Genomic DNA, 20,725 nt, shown 5'->3' with positions numbered 1-20,725 from the left:
ATGATAAAATAAGGAGTGCTTGATTTATGATCCAGGGTACCTATTACAAAGAGTGGAGCACGGTTCTTGGCCGTGAGATGGAGTTTAAGGTGTACGGCCATGCCGGTGTGCCGGTGCTGGCACTGCCCGCCCGCGGCGGCCGTTTTTACGACTGGGAGAACAACGGGATGCCCGATGCCATTGCCCAGCTGCTGAACGAGGGCAAGGTGCAGCTGTTCTGCGCGGATGCCGTGGACGGCGAGGGTCTTTTGAATGGTGATCTGCCCCAGCGCCGCCGCGCCGAGCTGCAGGAAAAGTATTTCGTCTACCTGACCGCAGAGCTGGCTCCCCGCATTCTGACCCTGAACAACGCCAAAAAGGGCACCCGGATCTGGACTGCCGGTGTGGACTTGGGCGCTTACCACGCCGTCCACTGCCGTCTGCGCCGTCCCACCCTGTTTGCAGGTGCTGTGGGCATGGGCGGCATCTACGACCTGACCCGCTTCTGGGGCACCGACAGCGACGACATGGTGCTGCGCTGCTCTCCCCTTGCCTATCTGCAGGAGAACGGCATTGCCAACAAGCCTGCGCTGGCCAAGGCAGAAGAAAACCGCCTGATCCTCTGCGCCGGTCAGGGCGCCTACGAGGGCGACGCACTGGACGATACGCAGGCACTGGCCGACCTGCTGAAGGATCAGGGAATGCCCGCACATCTGGAAATCTGGGGCGGTGACGTTTCCCACGACTGGTACTGGTGGGGCAAGATGTGGAGCTTGTTTGCACCGCGCATTCTGGAAGTAAAGTAAGAATTTTAACGAGGGAAAGCCTGCGGGGCTTCCCTCGTTTTCTTATGTGCAGCGGAATTTTACTTTTAAATTTATGGTTCAGAAACACCTGCGGCGTTTCTGAACCATTTTTGTCTGCTGCATTATTTAAATTTCATTCCCTACTTGAATTGTCGGATATTGTGTGCTATACTGCTGTTGCAAGAAAATATACCCCTTGGGGGTTTATGAAGGGAGCGATTCCGAGATGGAAGAGAACCAAAAGCACTGTTGCTGCTGCGATGATGCGCCGGAAGCGGACGCTGCGGCAGATGCTGCTGTCCCCTGCTGCTGCCGCCACAAAGAGCGCAGCCCGGAGGAATACAAGGCCCTGCTCAACCGCCTGAACCGCATTGAAGGGCAGGTACGCGGCATCCGCGGGATGCTGGAAAAGGAAGCCTACTGCGTGGACATTCTGGTACAGGTGGCCGCAGCCAATGCGGCGCTGAACAGCTTTTCCCGGGAATTGCTGGCGCAGCACATCGGCAGCTGCGTGGCGGACGACCTGCGTGCCGGCAGCGACGAAAAGCTGGAAGAACTGCTCCGGCTGCTGCCCAAGCTGATGAAATGACCGCCCGCCGGGCAAACTGACCAAAAGGAGAAACAACAATGGAACAATTCAACGTTACCGGCATGAGCTGCGCGGCCTGCTCTGCCCGGGTAGAAAAGGCCGTAAAGAGCGTGCCGGGCGTCACCGGCTGTTCGGTAAGCCTGCTGACAAACTCCATGGGCGTGGAGGGCACCGCAGAGGATGCCGCCATTATCCGCGCCGTGGAGCAGGCAGGTTACGGTGCAAGCCCCAAAAAGGCTGCCGCAGCCGCCAGCACCAGCGCAGAGCTGGACGCGCTGGCTGACCACGAAACGCCCAAGCTGAAACGGCGGCTCATCGCCTCACTGGGCTTTTTGCTGGTGCTGATGTACTTTTCCATGGGGCACATGATGTGGGGCTGGCCGCTGCCCCGCTGGTTTGACGGCAACCACATTGCCATGGGGCTGGTGCAGTTGCTGCTGGCGGGCATCGTGATGGTGATCAACCAGAAGTTTTTCATCAACGGCTTCAAAGGGCTGGTGCACCGCTCCCCCAACATGGATACACTGGTAGCCATGGGCTCGATGGCAAGCTTTGTGTGGAGCACCTACGCCCTGTTTGCCATGACCGATGCGCAGCTGCACGGCAACGAAGAACTGGTCATGCACTACATGATGGAGTTCTATTTTGAGTCTGCCGCCATGATCCTGACCCTTATCACCGTGGGCAAGATGCTGGAAGCACGCTCTAAGGGTAAGACCACCGATGCGCTCAAGAGCCTGATGAAGCTTGCCCCCAAAACTGCCACCCTGCTGCGGGACGGTACCGAGGTGACCGTACCCATTGAACAGGTGCAGAAGGAGGACATCTTTGTGGTGCGCCCGGGCGAGAACATCCCGGTGGACGGTATTGTGCTGGAGGGCAGCAGCGCCGTGAACGAGAGTGCCCTGACCGGCGAGAGCATCCCGGTGGACAAGGCCGTGGGCGATAAGGTAAGCGCCGCCACCACCAACCAGTCCGGCTATTTGCAGTGCCGCGCCACCCGCGTGGGCGAGGACACCACACTGGCGCAAATCATCCGCATGGTCAGCGATGCCGCCGCCACCAAAGCCCCCATTGCAAAGATCGCCGATACCGTATCCGGCTTTTTCGTGCCTGCGGTCATCAGCATTGCGGTGGTCACCACCCTTGTCTGGCTGCTGCTGGGGCGGGATGTGGGCTACGCGCTGGCGCGGGGCATCTCGGTGCTGGTCATCAGCTGCCCCTGTGCGCTGGGGCTGGCAACGCCGGTGGCTATTATGGTGGGCAACGGCCTTGGTGCGAAGAACGGCATCCTGTTCAAGACCGCTGCGGCGCTGGAAGAAGCTGGCCGTACCCGCATCGTAGCGCTGGACAAGACCGGCACTATCACCTGCGGCGAGCCCACTGTCACCGACCTTCTGCCCGCTGCGGACGTGACCGAAACCGAGCTGCTCACGCTGGCTGCCGCGCTGGAGGGCCGCAGCGAGCACCCGCTGGCGCGGGCAGTGCTGGCCTATGCGGAGGAAAAGCAGCTGGAGCTGCCCTCTGTTACCGATTTTACCGCCCTGCCGGGCAACGGCCTTACCGCCAAGCTGGAAGGCAAGGAGATCTTTGGCGGCAATGCTGCCTTTATCGGTGCAAAGGTCGCTATCCCTGCTGCGCTGCAAACGCAGGCTGCTGCGCTGGCTGCACAGGGTAAAACTCCCCTCTTCTTTGGCGGCGCTCACCGTCTGCTGGGCGTTATCGCGGTTGCAGATACCATCAAGGAGGACAGCCCGCAGGCCATCCGGGAGCTGCGGAATATGGGCATCCGGGTGGTGATGCTGACCGGTGACAACCAGCGCACCGCCGAAGCCATTGGCCGGCAGGCCGGTGTGGACGAGGTGATTGCCGGGGTGCTGCCGGAGGGCAAAGAGGCTGTTATCCGGCAGCTGCAAAAGTACGGCAAGGTAGCCATGGTAGGCGACGGCATCAACGACGCCCCTGCCCTGACCCGCGCCGACACCGGCATTGCCATCGGCGCAGGCACGGACGTAGCCATTGACGCTGCGGACGTAGTGCTGATGAACTCCAAGCTTTCGGACGTGCCCGCCGCCATTCGGCTGAGCCGCGCTTCCCTGCGCAACATCCACGAAAACCTATTCTGGGCGTTTATCTACAACATCATCGGTATCCCGCTGGCAGCCGGTGTGTTCATTCCCTTGGGGCTGACGCTGAACCCCATGTTCGGCGCAGCCGCCATGAGCCTTTCCAGCTTCTGCGTGGTGAGCAACGCCTTGCGGCTGAACCTGTTTGACCTGCACAGCGCAAAGCGTGACCACCCGCCCAAACACGTCCCTGCCCTGCCCGCTGCCCTTGTGCAGCCCGCAGCGGAGGAAGATACAACTGCATCCAATCAAAAGGAGGAGACCGCTATGAAAAAGACCCTGACCGTAGAAGGCATGATGTGCCCCCACTGTGAAGCCCGCGTCAAGAAAGCGCTGGAGGCTCTGCCGCAGGTGGACAAGGCTGTTGTCAGCCACGAAGCCGGTACTGCTATCGTTACCCTGAACGCCGAAGTAGAGGATGAGGTGCTGAAGAAGGCCGTGGAAGCACAGGATTATCCTGTTACCGGCATTCAGTAACGTACAGCCCTTGCAAAGGCAAAAGGCAGTTGCGTGGATTTCTGCGCAGCTGCCTTTTTTGTAAGTAGGACGATTTTGAATGTACGCCGCGTTCGCTTTGCGTATCTTTAAGATCCCATTTTGTTTCGGAGCACCGGAGCGCCTGCGGACGCTCCGGTGCTCCATTTTTACGAAAGAAGTCGTCACCACGATTGAAACGCAAAAAGCCCGCTGCAGGGCAGAATGTCCTTGCAGCGGGCAGCATAGATAACTGGGGAACCCTTATCAGACTTCGGTGTTGAAGTAGCGCTTCAGCAGGCCCTCGAAGCCGCGGCCGTGACGGGCTTCATCCTTTGCCATCTCGTGGACGGTGTCGTGGATGGCATCCAGATTCAGCGCCTTAGCCTTCTTGGCCAGATCCATCTTGCCGGCGCAGGCACCGCACTCGGCCTCGGCACGCATCATCAGGTTCTTCTTGGTGCTGTCGGTCACGACCTCGCCCAGCAGCTCTGCAAAGCGGGATGCGTGGTCAGCTTCCTCGTAAGCATAGCGCTTGTAGGCCTCGGCGATCTCGGGGTAGCCCTCACGCTCTGCCACGCGAGCCATAGCCAGATACATACCGACCTCGCTGCACTCGCCCTCGAAGTTAGCGCGCAGACCATCAACGATCTCCTGCGGCACGCCCTCTGCCTTGCCGATGCCAACAACGTGCTCGGTAACATAGGTGTTGCCGGTCTTCTCCACAAAAGCGGAAGCGGGAGCCTTGCAAACGGGGCACTGAGCGGGGATCTCACCCTCAGCGATATAACCACAAACGGTGCAAACGTATTTCTTCATAAGAATTTACCTCCATTCGATCTGTTAAAAATAACACAGGACGGAAACCACCCGCCTGTTGCTTCTATGCGGGGCAGCTGCGCTGCCGGGTATAGAAAGAGCCACGGAAGGAGCTTTGTGCTTTGTGCACTTCCCTTTCCATGGCTCTATTATAGCGAATAATTCCTAGTTAGTCAAGTATATTTTTAAGAATTATTCCTACTTATTAAAATCTGGCAGAATGTCCAAATTCCACTGCAGAAAACTGGGTGAATTACCGGAATCAGACCTGCAGGTTGCCGCTGGTAGCAGCATCGGAGCCGGCGGTAGCGTCAAACTCGTAGTCGTTACCGGGCAGGATGGCGTTGAGCAGGATGCCTGCAATCGCAGCCACAGCCAGACCGGACAGGTTGATAGTAACGCTGCCAACGGTAAAGCCAACGCCGCCCACAGAGTTGAAGCCCAGTGCACACACCAGAATGACGGCGGCAACGATCAGGTTGCGGCTGTTGGTGAAGTCCACGCGGTTCTCCACCACGTTGCGCACACCGATGGCAGAGATCATGCCGTACAGCACAAAGCTGATACCGCCGATGATGCCGGTGGGGATGGTGTTGATGACAGCCTCAAACTTGGGGCTGAAGCTCAGGATGATGGCCAGCACAGCGGCAATACGGATGACCAGCGGGTCGTAGATCTTGCTCAGTGCCAGCACGCCGGTGTTCTCGCCGTAGGTGGTGTTGGCGGGGCCGCCCAGCAGACCAGCCATGGTAGTGGCCAGACCATCGCCCATCAGGGTGCGGTTCAGGCCGGGGTCATTGATATAGTTGTGGCCGACGGTGGCGCTGATGGCGGCAATATCGCCAACGTGTTCCATCATGGTAGCCAGTGCGATGGGGATGATGGTGAACAGCGCACTGATGAACTCCGGGCTGCCGTCAATGGCGAACAGACCCATAGCCTCCTTGTGCAGGGGGATGCCCAGCCAAGCGGCTTCGGAGATCTTCTGGAAGTCCACTGCGCCGGTGACCAGTGCCACCGCGTAGGAGACCAGCACGCCGATGAGGATGGGCAGGATCTTGACCATGCCCTTGCCCCAGATGTTGCACACGATGACAGTGCCCAGTGCCACGAAAGCCAGCAGCCAGTTGGACTGGCAGTTGGTGACGGCAGAGGGTGCAAGGATCAGGCCGATGGAGATGATGATGGGGCCAGTGACCACCGGCGGGAAGAACTTCATGATGCGGCGGATGCCAAAGGTGGAGATCAGCAGGCTGGCCACCAGATAGACCAGACCCGAGAATGCAATGGCAGCGCAGGCATAGGGCAGCATCTTGGTGTTGGCAACGGTCAGGTTGCCGTCAGCATCAGCCAGCATGGGAGCCACGATGGAAAAGCCGCCCAGATACGCAAAGGATGAGCCGAGGAATGCCGGGACCTTCTTTTTGGTGATAAGGTGGAACAGCAGGGTGCCCAGACCGGCACACAGCAAAGTGGTGGAAACGCTCAGGCCGGTGAGCAGCGGCACCAGAACCGTTGCGCCGAACATGGCAAACATGTGCTGCACACCCAGAATGAACATCCGGCCTGTGCCCAGCTTTTTGGCGTCGTATACGCCTTTGGAGTAATCGATCTTTTCGCTCATAGAAAACCTCCTGTACTGTTATTCCCAAAAAAAGAGGCATTGCCGTTGAAACAGCAGTGCCTCTGAATTTCAGGAACAAGACCTCCACACAAAAAGGAGAAAGAAGCCGCTATGCAGTCGCTCACGCTTGAACATTGTGCTCCTCCCCTTCTTTTTGTGTTCCTTCCAACAACCGGAACCGCTCCGGCAAGGCAGCAGCAACGCCGCAGCCTTTTTGATAAGTATAGCAGATTTTGGGCTTTCCAGCAAGGTGTTGACAGCTTTTTCTTGCCTGTTGCGCCGCGCCGTAAGCTGCGGGGGTTGCGCTTTGCGGCAGAATCGCCTATAATAGAGCCTGTTCTTATTTCCTATCATACTGATGTGTTGATATTGCAGGAGGTTCTATGTTTTATCTGGATTATTCTGCCAATACCCCTGTGGACGAGGAAGTGCTGCGATGCTTCTGTGAAGCAGAGCGGCGCTACCCGGGCAATGCCAACGCCCACCATCAGGCAGGCGCTGCCGCAAAAGCCGCTATAAACGAGGCGACCCGCAGCATCGCCCGCTGTCTGGGCGCACCGCCTGCGGGCATCATCTACACCTCCGGCGCAAGCGAAGCCAACAACCTTGCTGTAAAGGGGCTAGCGGCGCTGGGAGGTGCAGCGGGCAGGCACATCCTCTCTACCCCGCTGGAGCATTCGTCCGTCAGCGGCAGTCTGGAGACGCTGCAAAAGCAGGGGTACGAGGTGGAGCTGCTGGACATCCGGTCGGACGGCACGGTAGACCTTGCAGACCTGAAAAGGCGACTGCGCCCGGACACCGTTCTGGTGGCAGTGACCGCCGTGGACAGCGAGCTGGGCGTAGTGCAGCCCATTGCGGAGATTGCAGAGCTTTTAAAGGCGTATCCCAACTGCCATTTTCATGTGGACGCCACACAGGCTGTGGGGAAAATTCCTGTGCAGTTTGAAGGCATGGACACCATGAGCCTGACAGCCCATAAGTTTTACGGGCTCAACGGCATCGGTGTGCTGGTAAAGCGGCTGGGGCTGGCACTGCCGCCCCTCATCCACGGTGGAGAGAGCACTACCCCCTATCGCAGCGGCACGCCCACCGTAGCCCTTGCCTGTTCGCTGGCGCTGGCCTTGGAAAAGGCTACTGCGGAGCTGCCCGCCCGCGCCGCAGCCGTGCGCAGCCTGAACGACCGGCTGCGTGCGGAGCTTTCCCGCTATCCAAAAGTGCGCGTCAACAGCCCCGCAAACGCTGTGCCGCATATCCTGAACCTGAGCGTGCAGGGCGTAAAGGGCACCGTGTTCCAGCGGGAGCTGGACGCACGCGGGGTGTGTGTCTCGGTCAAATCCGCCTGTTCGTCCGACGGACTGCCCTCTCGGGCAGTGCTGGCAGTCAGTCAGGACCGGCGCAATGCCCTTTCCTCGTGGCGCATCAGCCTGAGCCACCTTACCACAGAGGAGGAATTGACCGCCTTTCTGCACGCCTTTGCAGACTGCTATAACACCCTGACACGGTAAAGGAGCTGTGAAACAAAGCCGTTTGTAACTGCCATAAACAAACAAAAAGACCTTCCCGCTCTCCGGAACGGGAAGGTCTTTATAAATTGCTAGTTAGCCTTGGAACTTACGTTCAAGGACAAAATCACTCAATGATCTTGCCAACAACGCCGGAACCAACGGTACGGCCACCCTCACGGATAGCGAAACGCAGGCCCTCTTCCATAGCAACAGGGGTCAGCAGCTCAACGTGCATCATGACGTTATCGCCGGGCATGCACATCTCGGTGCCTTCGGGCAGGGTGATGATGCCGGTCACGTCAGTGGTACGGAAGTAGAACTGAGGACGATAGTTGGAGAAGAAGGGAGTGTGACGGCCGCCTTCGTCCTTGGTCAGGACGTAGACCTGAGCCTCAAAGACGTTGTGGGGGTGCACAGAACCGGGCTTAGCCAGAACCTGACCACGCTCGATCTGGGTACGATCAACACCACGCAGCAGAGCGCCGATGTTATCGCCAGCCTCAGCGAAGTCCAGAGACTTACGGAACATCTCCAGACCGGTGATGGTGGTGTTCAGACGGTCAGGCTTAATGCCGACGATCTCCATAGCGTCGCCAACCTTGGCCATACCACGCTCAACACGACCGGTAGCAACAGTACCACGGCCAGAAATGGTCATGACGTCCTCGATGGGCATCAGGAAGGGCTTATCCTCCTCACGATCCGGGTTGGGGATGTAGGAGTCAACAGCGTCCATCAGCTCCTTGATGCAAGCGTAAGCAGGATCCTCGGGATCGTTGGGAGCCTCCAGAGCTTTCAGAGCGGAACCACGAATGATCGGGGTGTCGTCGCCCGGGAAGTCGTACTCGCTCAGCAGCTCACGGATCTCCATCTCGACCAGATCCAGCAGCTCCTCGTCGTCGACCATATCGCACTTGTTCATGAACACGACGATATAGGGCACGCCGACCTGACGAGCCAGCAGGATGTGCTCACGGGTCTGGGGCATGGGACCATCGGTAGCAGCAACGACCAGGATAGCGCCGTCCATCTGAGCAGCACCGGTGATCATGTTCTTAACGTAGTCAGCATGGCCCGGGCAGTCAACGTGAGCGTAGTGGCGCTTCTCGGTCTGGTACTCAACGTGAGCGGAGTTGATCGTGATACCACGAGCACGCTCCTCAGGAGCCTTATCGATGTTAGCGTAGTCCATGAACTCTGCATCACCCTTCAGAGCCAGGTACTTGGTGATAGCAGCGGTCAGAGTGGTCTTGCCGTGGTCAACGTGACCGATGGTGCCGATGTTAACATGCGGCTTAGAACGGTCGAACTTTGCCTTTTCAGCCATTGGAATATCCTCCCTTAATTTAGGTTTTGATATTGGTTACAACAACCCTGCAAAATGCAGACATTGCATTGCAAGGCTATTCTACTAAATTTGTCCTGTAAAATCAAGTGCTTTTACAGGAAATTTTGCCGGAGTTACACTACCCCGGCAAAATTCTTATGCTTTACAGCGCTTAGCCCTTGGTACGGCCAGCAATGATCTGGTCAGCAATGTTCTTGGGAACCGGCTCGTAGTGAGAGGGCTCCATAACATACTGGCCACGACCCTGAGTCTTGGAACGCAGGTCAGTAGCGTAGCCGAACATCTGAGCCAGAGGCACAAATGCGTTGACACGCTGGGTACCAGCCATAGCTTCCATACCCTGGATCTGACCACGGCGAGCGTTCAGGTCACCGATAACATCGCCCAGATACTCATCGGGAACGATAACAGCAACCTTCATGATGGGCTCGGTGATGATAGGATCAGCCTTGCGCATAGCATCCTTGAATGCCATAGAACCAGCGATGGAGAAGGCCATTTCAGAGGAGTCGACCTCATGATAAGAACCATCCCACAGGGTGACCTTGACATCAACAACAGGATAGCCTGCCAGAACGCCAGCCTTCATAGCACCCTGAATACCGTTGTCGATAGCAGGGATGTATTCCTTCGGGATAGCGCCGCCAACGATAGCGTTGACGAACTCGTAACCCTTGCCGGGCTCATTGGGCTCGATCTTGATCTTAACGTGACCGTACTGACCCTTACCACCGGACTGACGTGCGTACTTGGTCTCCTGATTGGCCTCCTTGCGGATGGTCTCACGGTAAGCAACCTGGGGTGCGCCCACGTTTGCCTCAACCTTGAACTCACGCAGCAGACGGTCAACAATGATCTCCAGATGCAGCTCGCCCATACCAGCAATGATGGTCTGGCCGGTCTCTTCATCGGTGTAGGTCTTGAAGGTCGGATCCTCTTCGGCCAGCTTTGCCAGCGCGATGCCCATCTTCTCGTTACCAGCCTTGGTCTTAGGCTCGATAGCAACGCGGATAACGGGCTCGGGGAACTTCATGGACTCCAGAATGATGGGATGATCCTCATCACACAGAGTATCACCAGTGGTGGTGTTCTTCAGACCGACAACAGCAGCGATATCACCTGCGTAGCAGCAGTCGATATCCTTGCGGTGGTTGGAGTGCATCTGCAGGATGCGGCCCATACGCTCCTTGTTGTCCTTCACGGAGTTGTAGACAGTAGTACCTGCCTCAACCTTACCGGAGTACACACGGAAGTATGCCAGCTTACCAACGAACGGGTCGGTAGCGATCTTGAAAGCCAGAGCAGCAAACGGAGCATCGTCAGAAGAAGGACGGGTCTCCTGCTCTTCGGTCTCAGGATTCACACCCTTGATGTCCTCGACATCGGTAGGTGCGGGCATATAGTCAACGATAGCGTCCAGCAGCTTCTGCACGCCGCGGTTCTTGTAGGAAGAACCACAGACAACGGGAACCAGAGTATTTGCAATGGTCTCCTTGCGGATAGCAGCCTTCAGTTCCTCACGGGTGATCTCCTCACCCTCGAGGTACTTCTCCATCAGCTCTTCGTCGTTCTCGGCAACAGCCTCGACCAAAATGTTACGGTACTCTTCAGCCTGCTCGACCATATCCTCGGGGATAGGCTCGGTGCGCATATCGTTACCCATATCGTCGTAGTAGACCTCAGCGTTCATATCAACCAGGTCAACGATACCACGGAAGGTATCCTCCTGACCGATAGGCAGCTGGATCGCTACGCCGTTAGCGTGCAGACGATCGTGCAGCATCTTGATGCAGCGGAAGAAGTCGGCACCCATGGTATCCATCTTGTTGACGTAGACCATACGGGGAACCTTGTACTCGTCAGCCTGACGCCAAACGGTCTCAGACTGGGGCTCGACACCGCCCTTAGCGGCCAGAACGGTCACAGAACCGTCCAGCACGCGCAGAGAACGCTGAACCTCAACAGTGAAGTCCACGTGGCCCGGGGTGTCGATGATATTGATGCGGTGACGGTTCTTCTTGAATGCGACCGGATCCTTCTGGGTCTCAGAGTGGCTCCAGTAGCAGGTGGTAGCAGCGGAAGTGATGGTGATACCACGCTCCTGCTCCTGAACCATCCAGTCCATGGTAGCGCCGCCATCATGGACTTCGCCGATCTTGTGGTTGATGCCGGTGTAGTACAGAATACGCTCGGTAGTCGTAGTCTTACCAGCATCGATATGGGCCATAATGCCGATATTTCTCGTCATCTGAAGAGAAACTTCTCTGGGTGTAGCCATGAAATTAACCTCCTACAGAACAGATCAATAACGGAAATGTGCGAAAGCCTTGTTAGCTTCTGCCATCTTGTGAGTGTCCTCACGCTTCTTCACGGCGTTACCAGTGTTGTTGGCAGCATCCATGATCTCAGCAGCCAGACGCTGTGCCATGGTCTTCTCACCACGGGTGCGGCTGTAGGCAGTCAGCCAGCGCAGACCCAGAGTCTCGCGGCGAGCGGGGCTGACCTCCAGGGGAACCTGGTAGTTAGCGCCACCAACACGGCGGGTCTTGCACTCGAGGCTGGGCATGATGTTCTCCATCGCCTTCTCGAAAGTCTCCAGAGGATCGTTGCCGGTCTTTTCCTGAATCATGGAGAAAGCTTCGTAAACGATCTTCTGAGCGACGCCCTTCTTGCCATCCAGCATGACGCTGTTGACCAGGCGGGTGACCATCTTGGAATTGTAAATAGGATCAGCTAAGACATCGCGCTTAGCAATGTTACCTCTTCTAGGCATCTTTCTTCCCTCCTTCACAGAATGATATCATCGGTACTCGAAAGTAATAAAACTCCCGTTGTGTCACAAAGAGCTGACCTTACATAAACCGTTACCCTCCGCTTTTAAGCGGACTTGTTATTTATATAAAGGAAAGCCGTTTATGGCGGTTGTCCTCAATTACTTCTTTGCAGCACCGGCCTTAGGACGCTTTGCGCCGTACTTGGAGCGGGCCTGATTACGGCCTGCCACACCCTGAGTATCCAGGGTACCACGGATGATGTGGTAACGCACACCGGGCAGGTCCTTAACACGGCCGCCACGGATCAGCACGACGGAGTGCTCCTGCAGGTTATGGCCGATACCGGGAATGTAAGAGGTGACCTCGATACCATTCGTGAGGCGGACACGAGCAACCTTACGCAGAGCAGAGTTAGGCTTCTTGGGGGTCATGGTACGAACTGCAGTGCAGACACCACGCTTCTGGGGGCTGCTCAGATCAGAGTACTGCTTCTTCTGAGAATTATAAGTCTTCTGCAGAGCGGGAGCGGTGCTCTTGGTAGTCAGGACCTCACGGCCTTTGCGTACAAGCTGGTTAAAAGTAGGCATTTTGTTTCTCCTTTCTTAATGATGAACATCGGAAGATTTTCCGACTTTTTTGCCGCACTATCCCCATGAGGGACGCGCAACAGTTATATAATACCCGCTTTGCAGCCGGATGTCAACAGTTTTTGCAATTTTTTTTGTATTTATTCCAGATTTTTTCTTTCGGGCAATTTTCGGCAGAAAAAGTGCCTTTTCCCTCCCCTGCTGCGCTGCTTCCGGCACGCAAAAACCGCCCCGCAGGCTTTCGCCCACGGAGCGGTTTTGCTTAATTGATCAGATCCTGACGGATGCTGCGCTTACTGTGCGGAGGCAGCCAGCTCGGCTGCGACCTCGGCGTCGCGCTCAGCCTCACGGTTCTTCAGATCCTCACGCACCTCCGGCAGACCGGTACCGGCGGGGATCAGCTTGCCGATGATGACGTTCTCCTTCAGACCGGACAGCGGGTCGACCTTGCCCTTGATGGCAGCCTCGGTCAGCACGCGGGTGGTCTCCTGGAAGGATGCAGCGGACAGGAAGGAGTCGTTGGCCAGAGCAGCCTTGGTGATGCCCAGCAGCACCTGCTGGTACTCCACCAGCTTCAGACCCTCTTCGCCTGCATCAATGCGCTTCTGCAGATCTGCATTGATATTCTCCACCTCCAGACGGCTTGCCAGAGCACCGCCGATCAGGTTGGAGGAGCCGGAGTCGGTCACACGCACCTTGCGGCACATCTGACGGACAATGACCTCGATATGCTTATCGTTGATCTCAACGCCCTGCAGACGGTAGACCTTCTGGACCTCATTGATCAGGTAGTTCTGCACGTCCTCCAGACCCTTGATGGCCAGAATATCCTGCGGGTACAGCACGCCCTCGCGGGTGATGATGTCGCCCTTCTCCACACGGTCGCCGGGCATCACGCGGGAATGCTGGGTGAACGGGATAGAGTAGCTCTTGACTTCCTCTGCACCGTTCTCGTCCTTGCCGGTGACCTTGATGACCACGTTCTTCTTGGTGTCGTCCTGAGAGACCACACCGGAGATCTCACTCATGATAGCCATGCTCTTGGGACGGCGGCTCTCGAACAGCTCCTCAACACGGGGCAGACCCTGTGTAATATCCTCGGCAGATGCGATACCGCCGGTATGGAAGGTACGCATGGTCAGCTGAGTACCGGGCTCGCCGATGGACTCTGCGGCGATAACACCGACAGACTCGCCCAGACGGACCGGCTCGCCGTTGGCCATATCGGAGCCGTAGCAGCGTGCGCAGACGCCGGTCTTAGCACGGCAGGTCAGCAGGCTGCGGATCTTCAGGCGGGTGATGCCGGCGGCCTCGATCTCGTTGGCGTCGTACAGGTCGATCATCTTGCCCTCGGGCACGATGACCTTGCCGGTGATGGGGTTGACCACATCGCCCACGGCAAAACGGCCGATCAGACGCTCGCGGAAGCTCTCGATCTTCTCCTTACCCTCGTGGATCTCAGAGACCCACAGGCCATCGGTGGTGCCGCAGTCGATCTCGCGGACGATGACGTCCTGAGAAACGTCGACCATGCGGCGGGTCAGGTAACCGGAGTCGGCGGTACGCAGAGCGGTATCAGCCAGACCCTTACGGGCACCACGGGCAGAAACGAAATATTCCAGAATGTTCAGGCCTTCGCGGTAGTTAGCACGAATGGGCATCTCGATGGTGTGACCGGCGGTGTTTGCCAGCAGGCCGCGCATACCGGCCAGCTGCTTGATCTGGTTCATAGAACCACGGGCACCGGAATCCGCCATCATATAGATCTCGTTGTCCTTGGGCAGGTTGTCTGCCAGAGCCTTGGAGACCTTATCGGTGGTCTTCTGCCAGATATCAATGGTCTTGTTGTAGCGCTCGTTATCCGAGATCAGACCACGGTTGAACAGCTTGCCGACCTTGGCGATCTCCTTATCGGCCTCGGCGATCAGTTCCTGCTTCTGGGGCGGGATCACAGCGTCGCACACAGCCACGGAGATAGCGGACAGGGTGGAGTACTTGTAGCCCTGTGCCTTGATGGCATCCAGCATCTTAGCACACTTGCGGGTGCCGTTGCGGGTCATGCAGCGGGAGATGATCTCCGGCAGGGTCTTTTTGGTCACGCGGAAGCTGACCTCGTACTCCAGCCAGTGCTCGGGATCGGTACGATCCACATAGCCCAGATTCTGGGGAATGGGATTGTTGAAGATGATGCGGCCGGCGGTGGCATCCACCAGACCGGTGCGTTCCACGCCGTCAATGGTCATGGTGCGGCGCACCTTGATGGGTGCGTGCAGAGTGATGACGTGCTCGGCGTAAGCCATCAGAACCTCGTTCTCATCACGGAATACCTTGCCTGCGCCCTCGTCGTTCTCGCGGACGGTGGTCAGGTAGTAGCTGCCCAGGATCATATCCTGCGTAGGCACAGTAACAGGTGCGCCGTCAGAGGGCTTGAGCAGGTTGCCGGAAGCCAGCATCAACATCTTGGCTTCACGGCAGGCATCCTCGCTCAGGGGCAGATGGACTGCCATCTGGTCGCCGTCGAAGTCGGCGTTGAATGCGGTACAAGCCAGCGGGTGCAGCTTGACGGCACGACCTTCCACCAGCACGGGGTTGAAGGCCTGAATGCCCAGACGGTGCAGGGTAGGTGCACGGTTCAGCAGCACGGGATGACCCTTGATGACGGTCTCGAGACTGTCCCAGACTTCGGGCTTTGCGCGCTCGACCATCTTGCGGGCGGACTTGATGTTGTTGGCAATGCCCTTTTCCACCAGATCCTTCATGACAAAGGGCTTGAACAGCTCCAGAGCCATCTCCTTGGGCAGACCGCACTGATCCATCTTCAGCTCAGGGCCGACAACGATAACGGAACGGCCGGAGTAGTCAACACGCTTGCCCAGCAGGTTCTGACGGAAGCGGCCCTGCTTGCCCTTCAGCAGATCGGAAAGGCTCTTCAGTGCGCGGTTGTTGGGGCCGGTGACCGGACGGCCGCGGCGGCCGTTGTCGATCAGGCTGTCCACAGCCTCCTGCAGCATACGCTTCTCGTTGCGCACGATGATGTCGGGAGCGCCCAGCTCCAGCAGGCGGCGCAGACGGTTGTTGCGATTGATGACGCGGCGGTACAGATCGTTCAGGTCGGAGGTGGCGAAGCGGCCGCCGTCCAGCTGGACCATGGGGCGCAGGTCAGGCGGCAGAACGGGCAGCACGTCCATGACCATCCACTCGGGGCGGTTGCCGGAGATGCGGAAAGCCTCGACAACTTCCAGACGCTTGAGGATGCGCACGCGCTTCTGGCCGGAGGACTTCTCCACCTCGGCGGTCAGCTCAGCGCTCAACTGATCCAGATCGATCTCCTTCAGCAGAGTCTGGACAGCCTCAGCGCCCATGGCAGCCTCGAACTCGTCGCCGTAGCGATCGCACATTTCGCGGTATTCCTTCTCGGTCAGCAGCTGCTTCTTGTCCAGCGGGGTCAGACCGGGATCGGTGACGATATAGCTTGCAAAGTACAGCACCTTTTCCAGCAGACGGGGGCTGATGTCCAGCATCAGGCCGATGCGGCTGGGGATGCCCTTGAAGTACCAGATGTGGCTCACAGGAGCGGCCAGCTCAATGTGACCCATACGCTCACGGCGAACCTTGGCCTTGGTGACCTCGACGCCGCAGCGATCACACACCTTGCCCTTGTAACGGATGCGCTTATACTTGCCGCAGTGGCACTCCCAGTCCTTGGTAGGTCCAAAAATGCGCTCGCAGTACAAGCCGTCACGCTCCGGCTTCAGGGTGCGGTAGTTGATGGTTTCGGGCTTTTTGACCTCGCCGTAGCTCCATGCGCGGATCTGCTCCGGGGAGGCAAGGCCGATTTTAATGGAATCGAAAACGTTGTTTTCCATGAAACGAACCCTTTCTTAATCTCTAGTTGTTTCGATGATGACAGGCGACCTATAAAACCCGCTGCTCTCCCCTGTCTGCGGCGGCAGCACGCGCACCGCAGCGGGAAAACAGCCTATAAGGGGTTTATTCGTCAAAATCCACTTCATCGGAGGAAGCGGACTCTGCAGAGACAGAGTTGTCATCCTCCAGCACAGAGGGATCATCGAAACCTGCATCGGCGTCCTTGATGTTGTAATCAGTCAGTTCGCTCTCCTGCACCACAGTCTCGGTGCCGGCAACATCACGCATATCAAAGCCGGTCTCTTCGTCGTCGAAGTTCTGGCGCATATCGATCTCGTTGCCGTCCTTATCCTGCACGATCACGTCCATACCCAGAGACTGCAGTTCCTTCAGCATAACGCGGAAGGACTCGGGGATGCCGGGCTGCGGGATGGGCTCGCCCTTGACGATGGCTTCGTAGGTCTTGACACGGCCCTCCACGTCATCGGACTTGACAGTCAGGATCTCCTGCAGGGTGTAAGCGGCACCGTAAGCTTCCAGTGCCCAGACCTCCATCTCGCCGAAGCGCTGACCGCCGAACTGCGCCTTGCCGCCCAGAGGCTGCTGGGTGACCAGAGAGTAGGGGCCGGTGGAACGGGCGTGGATCTTATCATCGACCAGGTGATGCAGCTTGAGGTAGTACATATAACCAACGGTAACGCGGTTATCGAACTTTTCACCGGTACGGCCATCGTAAACAGTGGTCTTGCCGTCACGATCCAGCTCGATCTTGGAGAAGTCGATGATGTGACCCTTCTCGCCCATGATCTTGGGGAGCTTGGTGGGGTAAGCGGGAGCATTCTCGCCGTGCCACATCTCGCGGGCGGTATCAAAGGTATCGCCGATGTCGTTCTCACGGGCAGAATCAAAGACGGGGGTCATGACCTTGATGCCGCAGGCCTTGGCAGCGTAGCCGAGGTTGACTTCCAGCACCTGACCGATGTTCATACGGGAAGGCACGCCCAGCGGGTTCAGCACGATGTCCAGCGGAGTGCCGTCGGGCAGGTAGGGCATATCCTCCTGCGGCAGGATGCGGGAAACGACACCCTTGTTACCGTGACGGCCTGCCATCTTATCGCCAACGCTGATCTTACGCTTCTGGGCGATATAGCAGCGGACGACCTCGCGCACACCGGGCTGCAGCTCATCGCTGTTCTCCGGGGTAAAGACCTTGACATCCACAATGATGCCGTAAGCGCCATGGGGCACACGCAGGGAGGTGTCGCGCACCTCGCGTGCCTTCTCACCGAAGATGGCGCGCAGCAGGCGCTCCTCAGCGGTCAGCTCGGTCTCACCCTTCGGGGTGACCTTGCCGACCAGAATATCGCCGCTCTTGACCTCGGCACCAATGCGGATGATGCCGCGCTCGTCCAGATCCTTCAGGGCATCCTCAGAAACGTTGGGGATGTCGCGGGTGATCTCCTCGGGTCCCAGCTTGGTATCGCGGCTCTCGGTCTCGTACTCCTCGATGTGGATGGAGGTGTACACGTCCTCGCGCACGATCTTCTCGTTCAGCAGAACGGCGTCCTCGTAGTTGTAGCCCTCCCAGGTCATGAAGCCGATCAGGGCGTTCTTACCCAGAGAGATCTCGCCGTTGCGCATTGCGGGGCCATCGGCCAGCACCTGACCGGCGGTGACAGTCTCGCCCACTTCCACGATGGGGCGCTGGTTGATGCAGGTGCCTGCGTTGGAGCGGGCAAACTTGATCAGAGAGTAATCCTCCAGAGCGCCCTGCTCGTTGCGTACAACAATGTGGTCGGCATCGACCTTCTCCACAATGCCGTTGCTCTTAGCCAGCACAGCGGTGCCGGAGTCGGTAGCAGCCTTGTACTCCATACCGGTAGCAACAATAGGCTGCTGGGTGACCATCAGAGGCACTGCCTGACGCTGCATATTAGAGCCCATCAGTGCACGGTTACAGTCATCGTTCTCCAGGAAGGGGATGCAGGCGGTAGCAACAGAGACCATCATTCGCGGAGAGACGTCCATGTAATCGACCTTCTCTGCGTCGATTTCCAGGATCTCGTCGCGGCGGCGGGCAGACACGCGGGGACGGACGAAGTGCTTGCCTTCGTCCAGCGGCTCGTTGGCCTGTGCCACAACGTACTCGTCCTCCACATCGGCGGTCATATACTCCACCTCGTCGGTGACGACCTGCTCAATGAGGTTGTTGTTCTCATCGTAGATCTTCTTGACCTTGCGGTAGGGAGCCTCCACAAAGCCGTACTCGTTGATCTTAGCGTAGGATGCCAGATAGGAGATCAGACCGATGTTGGGGCCTTCAGGGGTCTCGATGGGGCACATACGGCCGTAGTGGCTGTAGTGAACATCGCGGACTTCGAAGCCTGCGCGGTCACGGCTCAGACCGCCGGGACCCAGAGCAGACAGACGGCGCTTGTGGGTCAGCTCAGCCAGAGGGTTATTCTGATCCATGAACTGAGACAGCGGAGAGGAGCCGAAGAACTCCTTGATGGCTGCCACCACAGGACGGATGTTGATCAGTGCCTGCGGGGTGATGACGCTCTGATCCTGGCTCTGCAGGGTCATGCGCTCACGGATGACGCGTTCCATACGGGAGAAACCGATGCGGAACTGGTTCTGCAGCAGCTCGCCCACACTGCGGATACGGCGGTTGCCCAGATGGTCGATATCATCGGTGGTGCCGATGCCGTAGCCCAGACCGTTCAGGTAGTTGATGGAGGACAGGATATCGTCGATGGTGACGGTACGGCCGATGAGCAGGTCGTGATCCTTCTTCAGGCTCTCCATGACCTCCTCGGCGCTGGAGGCGTTATCAAGGATCTTGCGCAGCTCCTTGAGGCAGCAGCGCTCGTTGATGCCGCACTCCTTGACATCCACCCCCTTGAATGCAGGGTAGTAGCTATCAATGATGGCCTGTGCATCCACGCAGCCGTTGGTAATGACCTTGACCTTGTGGGGCTGATCCTTCATGGGATCATCGATCTTCAGCACGACCAGATCCACGCCGGCGGCATCGATCTGCTCAGCCAGCTTGCGGTCGATCTTCTTGTCGGCCTCGACAAGGATCTCGCCGGTGAAGGGATCCACCACGTTCTCTGCGGCCACATGGTTCATGATGCGGCGTGCCAGAGACAGCTTTTTGTTCATCTTATAGCGGCCGAAGCGGGACAGGTCGTACCGGCGCGGATCGAAGAACAGCATATCGATCTGGCTGGTAGCGGACTCCACCGTGGGAGGCTCGCCGGGGCGCAGCTTGCGGTAGACCTCCAGCAGACCCTCTTCGCGGTTCTTGGTGGTATCCTTTTCCAGCGTGGCCAGAATGCGCTCGTCCTCGCCGAAGTAGTTCAGGATATCCTCGTTAGAGGACAGACCCAGTGCACGGCACAGCACCGTGACGGGCAGCTTGCGGTTCTTGTCGATACGGACATAGAACACATTGGCGGCATCGGTCTCGTACTCCAGCCATGCACCGCGGTTGGGGTTCATGGTGGCGCTGTACAGGTCATTACCGACCTTATCCTTGGCATGGCCGTAGAACACACCGGGAGAACGGACCAGCTGGCTGACGATCGCACGCTCGGCACCGTTGATGACAAAGGTGCCTGCGTCGGTCATCAGGGGGAAGTCGCCCATGAAGATCTCCTGATCCTTCACCTCGCCGGTCTCCTTGTTCAGCAGACGGGCGGTGACGCGCAGGGGGGCTGCAAAGGTAACGTCGCGCTCCTTGCACTCCTTGATGCTGTACTTCGGCTCCTTGTCCAGCCGGAAGTCCACAAAGCTCAGTGCCAGATTGCCGGTGTAGTCCTCAATGGTGCCGATATCGTGGAAGACCTCCTTCAGGCCTTCATCCAGAAACCACTGATACGAGTTCTTCTGCACCTCGATCAGGTTCGGCATACTGATGACTTCGTCGATGTGGGAGAAGCTCATGCGCTCGGTTTTGCCGAGCTTAACGGGCTTGACTTTCATCATAAAATCAACCACTCCTTACTTTTATATTCTACGGGATGTCGTATACACGGGTCAAATTTGAGCAGACACACATAATTCGACCCGCGTCCTGCGGAACGTTCCGGCATTTTGCACAAACTTTTCGGGGCAAGCCCTCAAGCGGCAGCCATCGCAGTTCCCTTTTTGGCGCACTAGTCCATTATGTGATACTAATGCAGTATACACCCGAAAACCCCTGTTGTCAAGCCATTTTTC

At 57.7% G+C, this 20,725-nt stretch carries 12 protein-coding genes; 4 read left to right on the top strand and 8 right to left on the bottom strand.

Annotation, left to right across the window (positions count from 1 at the left end):
* The first annotated feature begins 26 nt into the window (after positions 1-26).
* The 3 genes from C4N24_RS00275 (at position 27) to C4N24_RS00265 (ending at position 3,977) form a co-directional block, all read left to right on the top strand.
* Positions 27-785, top strand: coding sequence for an esterase family protein (locus C4N24_RS00275; RefSeq protein WP_112089827.1), 759 nt, complete (start codon positions 27-29; stop codon positions 783-785).
* Between the two features lie 226 nt (positions 786-1,011).
* Positions 1,012-1,374 carry a metal-sensing transcriptional repressor gene (locus C4N24_RS00270; RefSeq protein ID WP_112089826.1) on the top strand — a complete coding sequence of 121 codons (363 nt, stop codon included), beginning with the start codon at positions 1,012-1,014 and terminating at the stop codon, positions 1,372-1,374.
* A gap of 38 nt (positions 1,375-1,412) precedes the next feature.
* Positions 1,413-3,977 carry a heavy metal translocating P-type ATPase gene (locus tag C4N24_RS00265; protein WP_112089825.1) on the top strand — a complete coding sequence of 855 codons (2,565 nt, stop codon included), beginning with the start codon at positions 1,413-1,415 and terminating at the stop codon, positions 3,975-3,977.
* A 264-nt stretch (positions 3,978-4,241) separates the two neighbouring features.
* Here C4N24_RS00265 and C4N24_RS00260 read toward each other — a convergent pair whose 3' ends face one another.
* Together C4N24_RS00260 and C4N24_RS00255 are read right to left on the bottom strand one after the other, a co-directional pair.
* Positions 4,242-4,793, bottom strand: coding sequence for an NADH peroxidase (locus C4N24_RS00260; RefSeq protein ID WP_005926148.1), 552 nt, complete (start codon positions 4,791-4,793; stop codon positions 4,242-4,244).
* A 262-nt stretch (positions 4,794-5,055) separates the two neighbouring features.
* Positions 5,056-6,417, bottom strand: a complete 1,362-nt coding sequence (locus C4N24_RS00255) for a uracil-xanthine permease family protein (protein ID WP_112089824.1) — start codon at positions 6,415-6,417, stop codon at positions 5,056-5,058.
* A 383-nt stretch (positions 6,418-6,800) separates the two neighbouring features.
* Here C4N24_RS00255 and C4N24_RS00250 point away from each other — a divergent pair, with 383 nt between their 5' ends.
* Positions 6,801-7,922 (top strand): cysteine desulfurase family protein, encoded by a 1,122-nt coding sequence (locus C4N24_RS00250; RefSeq protein WP_112089823.1) that lies wholly within the window; start codon positions 6,801-6,803, stop codon positions 7,920-7,922.
* 124 nt (positions 7,923-8,046) lie between these two features.
* On the opposite strand, the gene tuf is transcribed toward C4N24_RS00250, so the two are convergent.
* From tuf to C4N24_RS00220, 6 genes are all read right to left on the bottom strand, one after another.
* Positions 8,047-9,249 carry an elongation factor Tu gene (tuf, locus tag C4N24_RS00245; protein ID WP_112089822.1) on the bottom strand — a complete coding sequence of 401 codons (1,203 nt, stop codon included), beginning with the start codon at positions 9,247-9,249 and terminating at the stop codon, positions 8,047-8,049.
* 172 nt (positions 9,250-9,421) lie between these two features.
* On the bottom strand, positions 9,422-11,548 hold the full coding sequence (gene fusA, locus C4N24_RS00240; protein ID WP_112089821.1) for an elongation factor G: 2,127 nt from the start codon (positions 11,546-11,548) through the stop codon (positions 9,422-9,424).
* 24 nt (positions 11,549-11,572) lie between these two features.
* Entirely contained in the window at positions 11,573-12,043 is a 471-nt protein-coding gene (gene rpsG / locus C4N24_RS00235) for a 30S ribosomal protein S7 (protein WP_005926179.1), read from the bottom strand.
* Between the two features lie 159 nt (positions 12,044-12,202).
* Positions 12,203-12,631, bottom strand: coding sequence for a 30S ribosomal protein S12 (rpsL, locus tag C4N24_RS00230; protein WP_005926182.1), 429 nt, complete (start codon positions 12,629-12,631; stop codon positions 12,203-12,205).
* A 293-nt stretch (positions 12,632-12,924) separates the two neighbouring features.
* Positions 12,925-16,497: a DNA-directed RNA polymerase subunit beta' gene (rpoC, locus tag C4N24_RS00225; RefSeq protein WP_112089820.1), complete on the bottom strand. Its 3,573-nt coding sequence runs from the start codon at positions 16,495-16,497 to the stop codon at positions 12,925-12,927.
* Between the two features lie 124 nt (positions 16,498-16,621).
* Positions 16,622-20,491, bottom strand: coding sequence for a DNA-directed RNA polymerase subunit beta (locus C4N24_RS00220; protein WP_112089819.1), 3,870 nt, complete (start codon positions 20,489-20,491; stop codon positions 16,622-16,624).
* Positions 20,492-20,725 lie beyond the last annotated feature (234 nt).

The organism is Faecalibacterium prausnitzii (assembly GCF_003287405.1).
In the GTDB taxonomy this organism is placed as follows: Bacteria; Bacillota; Clostridia; order Oscillospirales; family Ruminococcaceae; genus Faecalibacterium; species Faecalibacterium intestinale.
The sequence above is the reverse complement of the archived record's forward strand: the minus strand, read 5'-3'. Positions and strand labels throughout refer to the sequence as shown.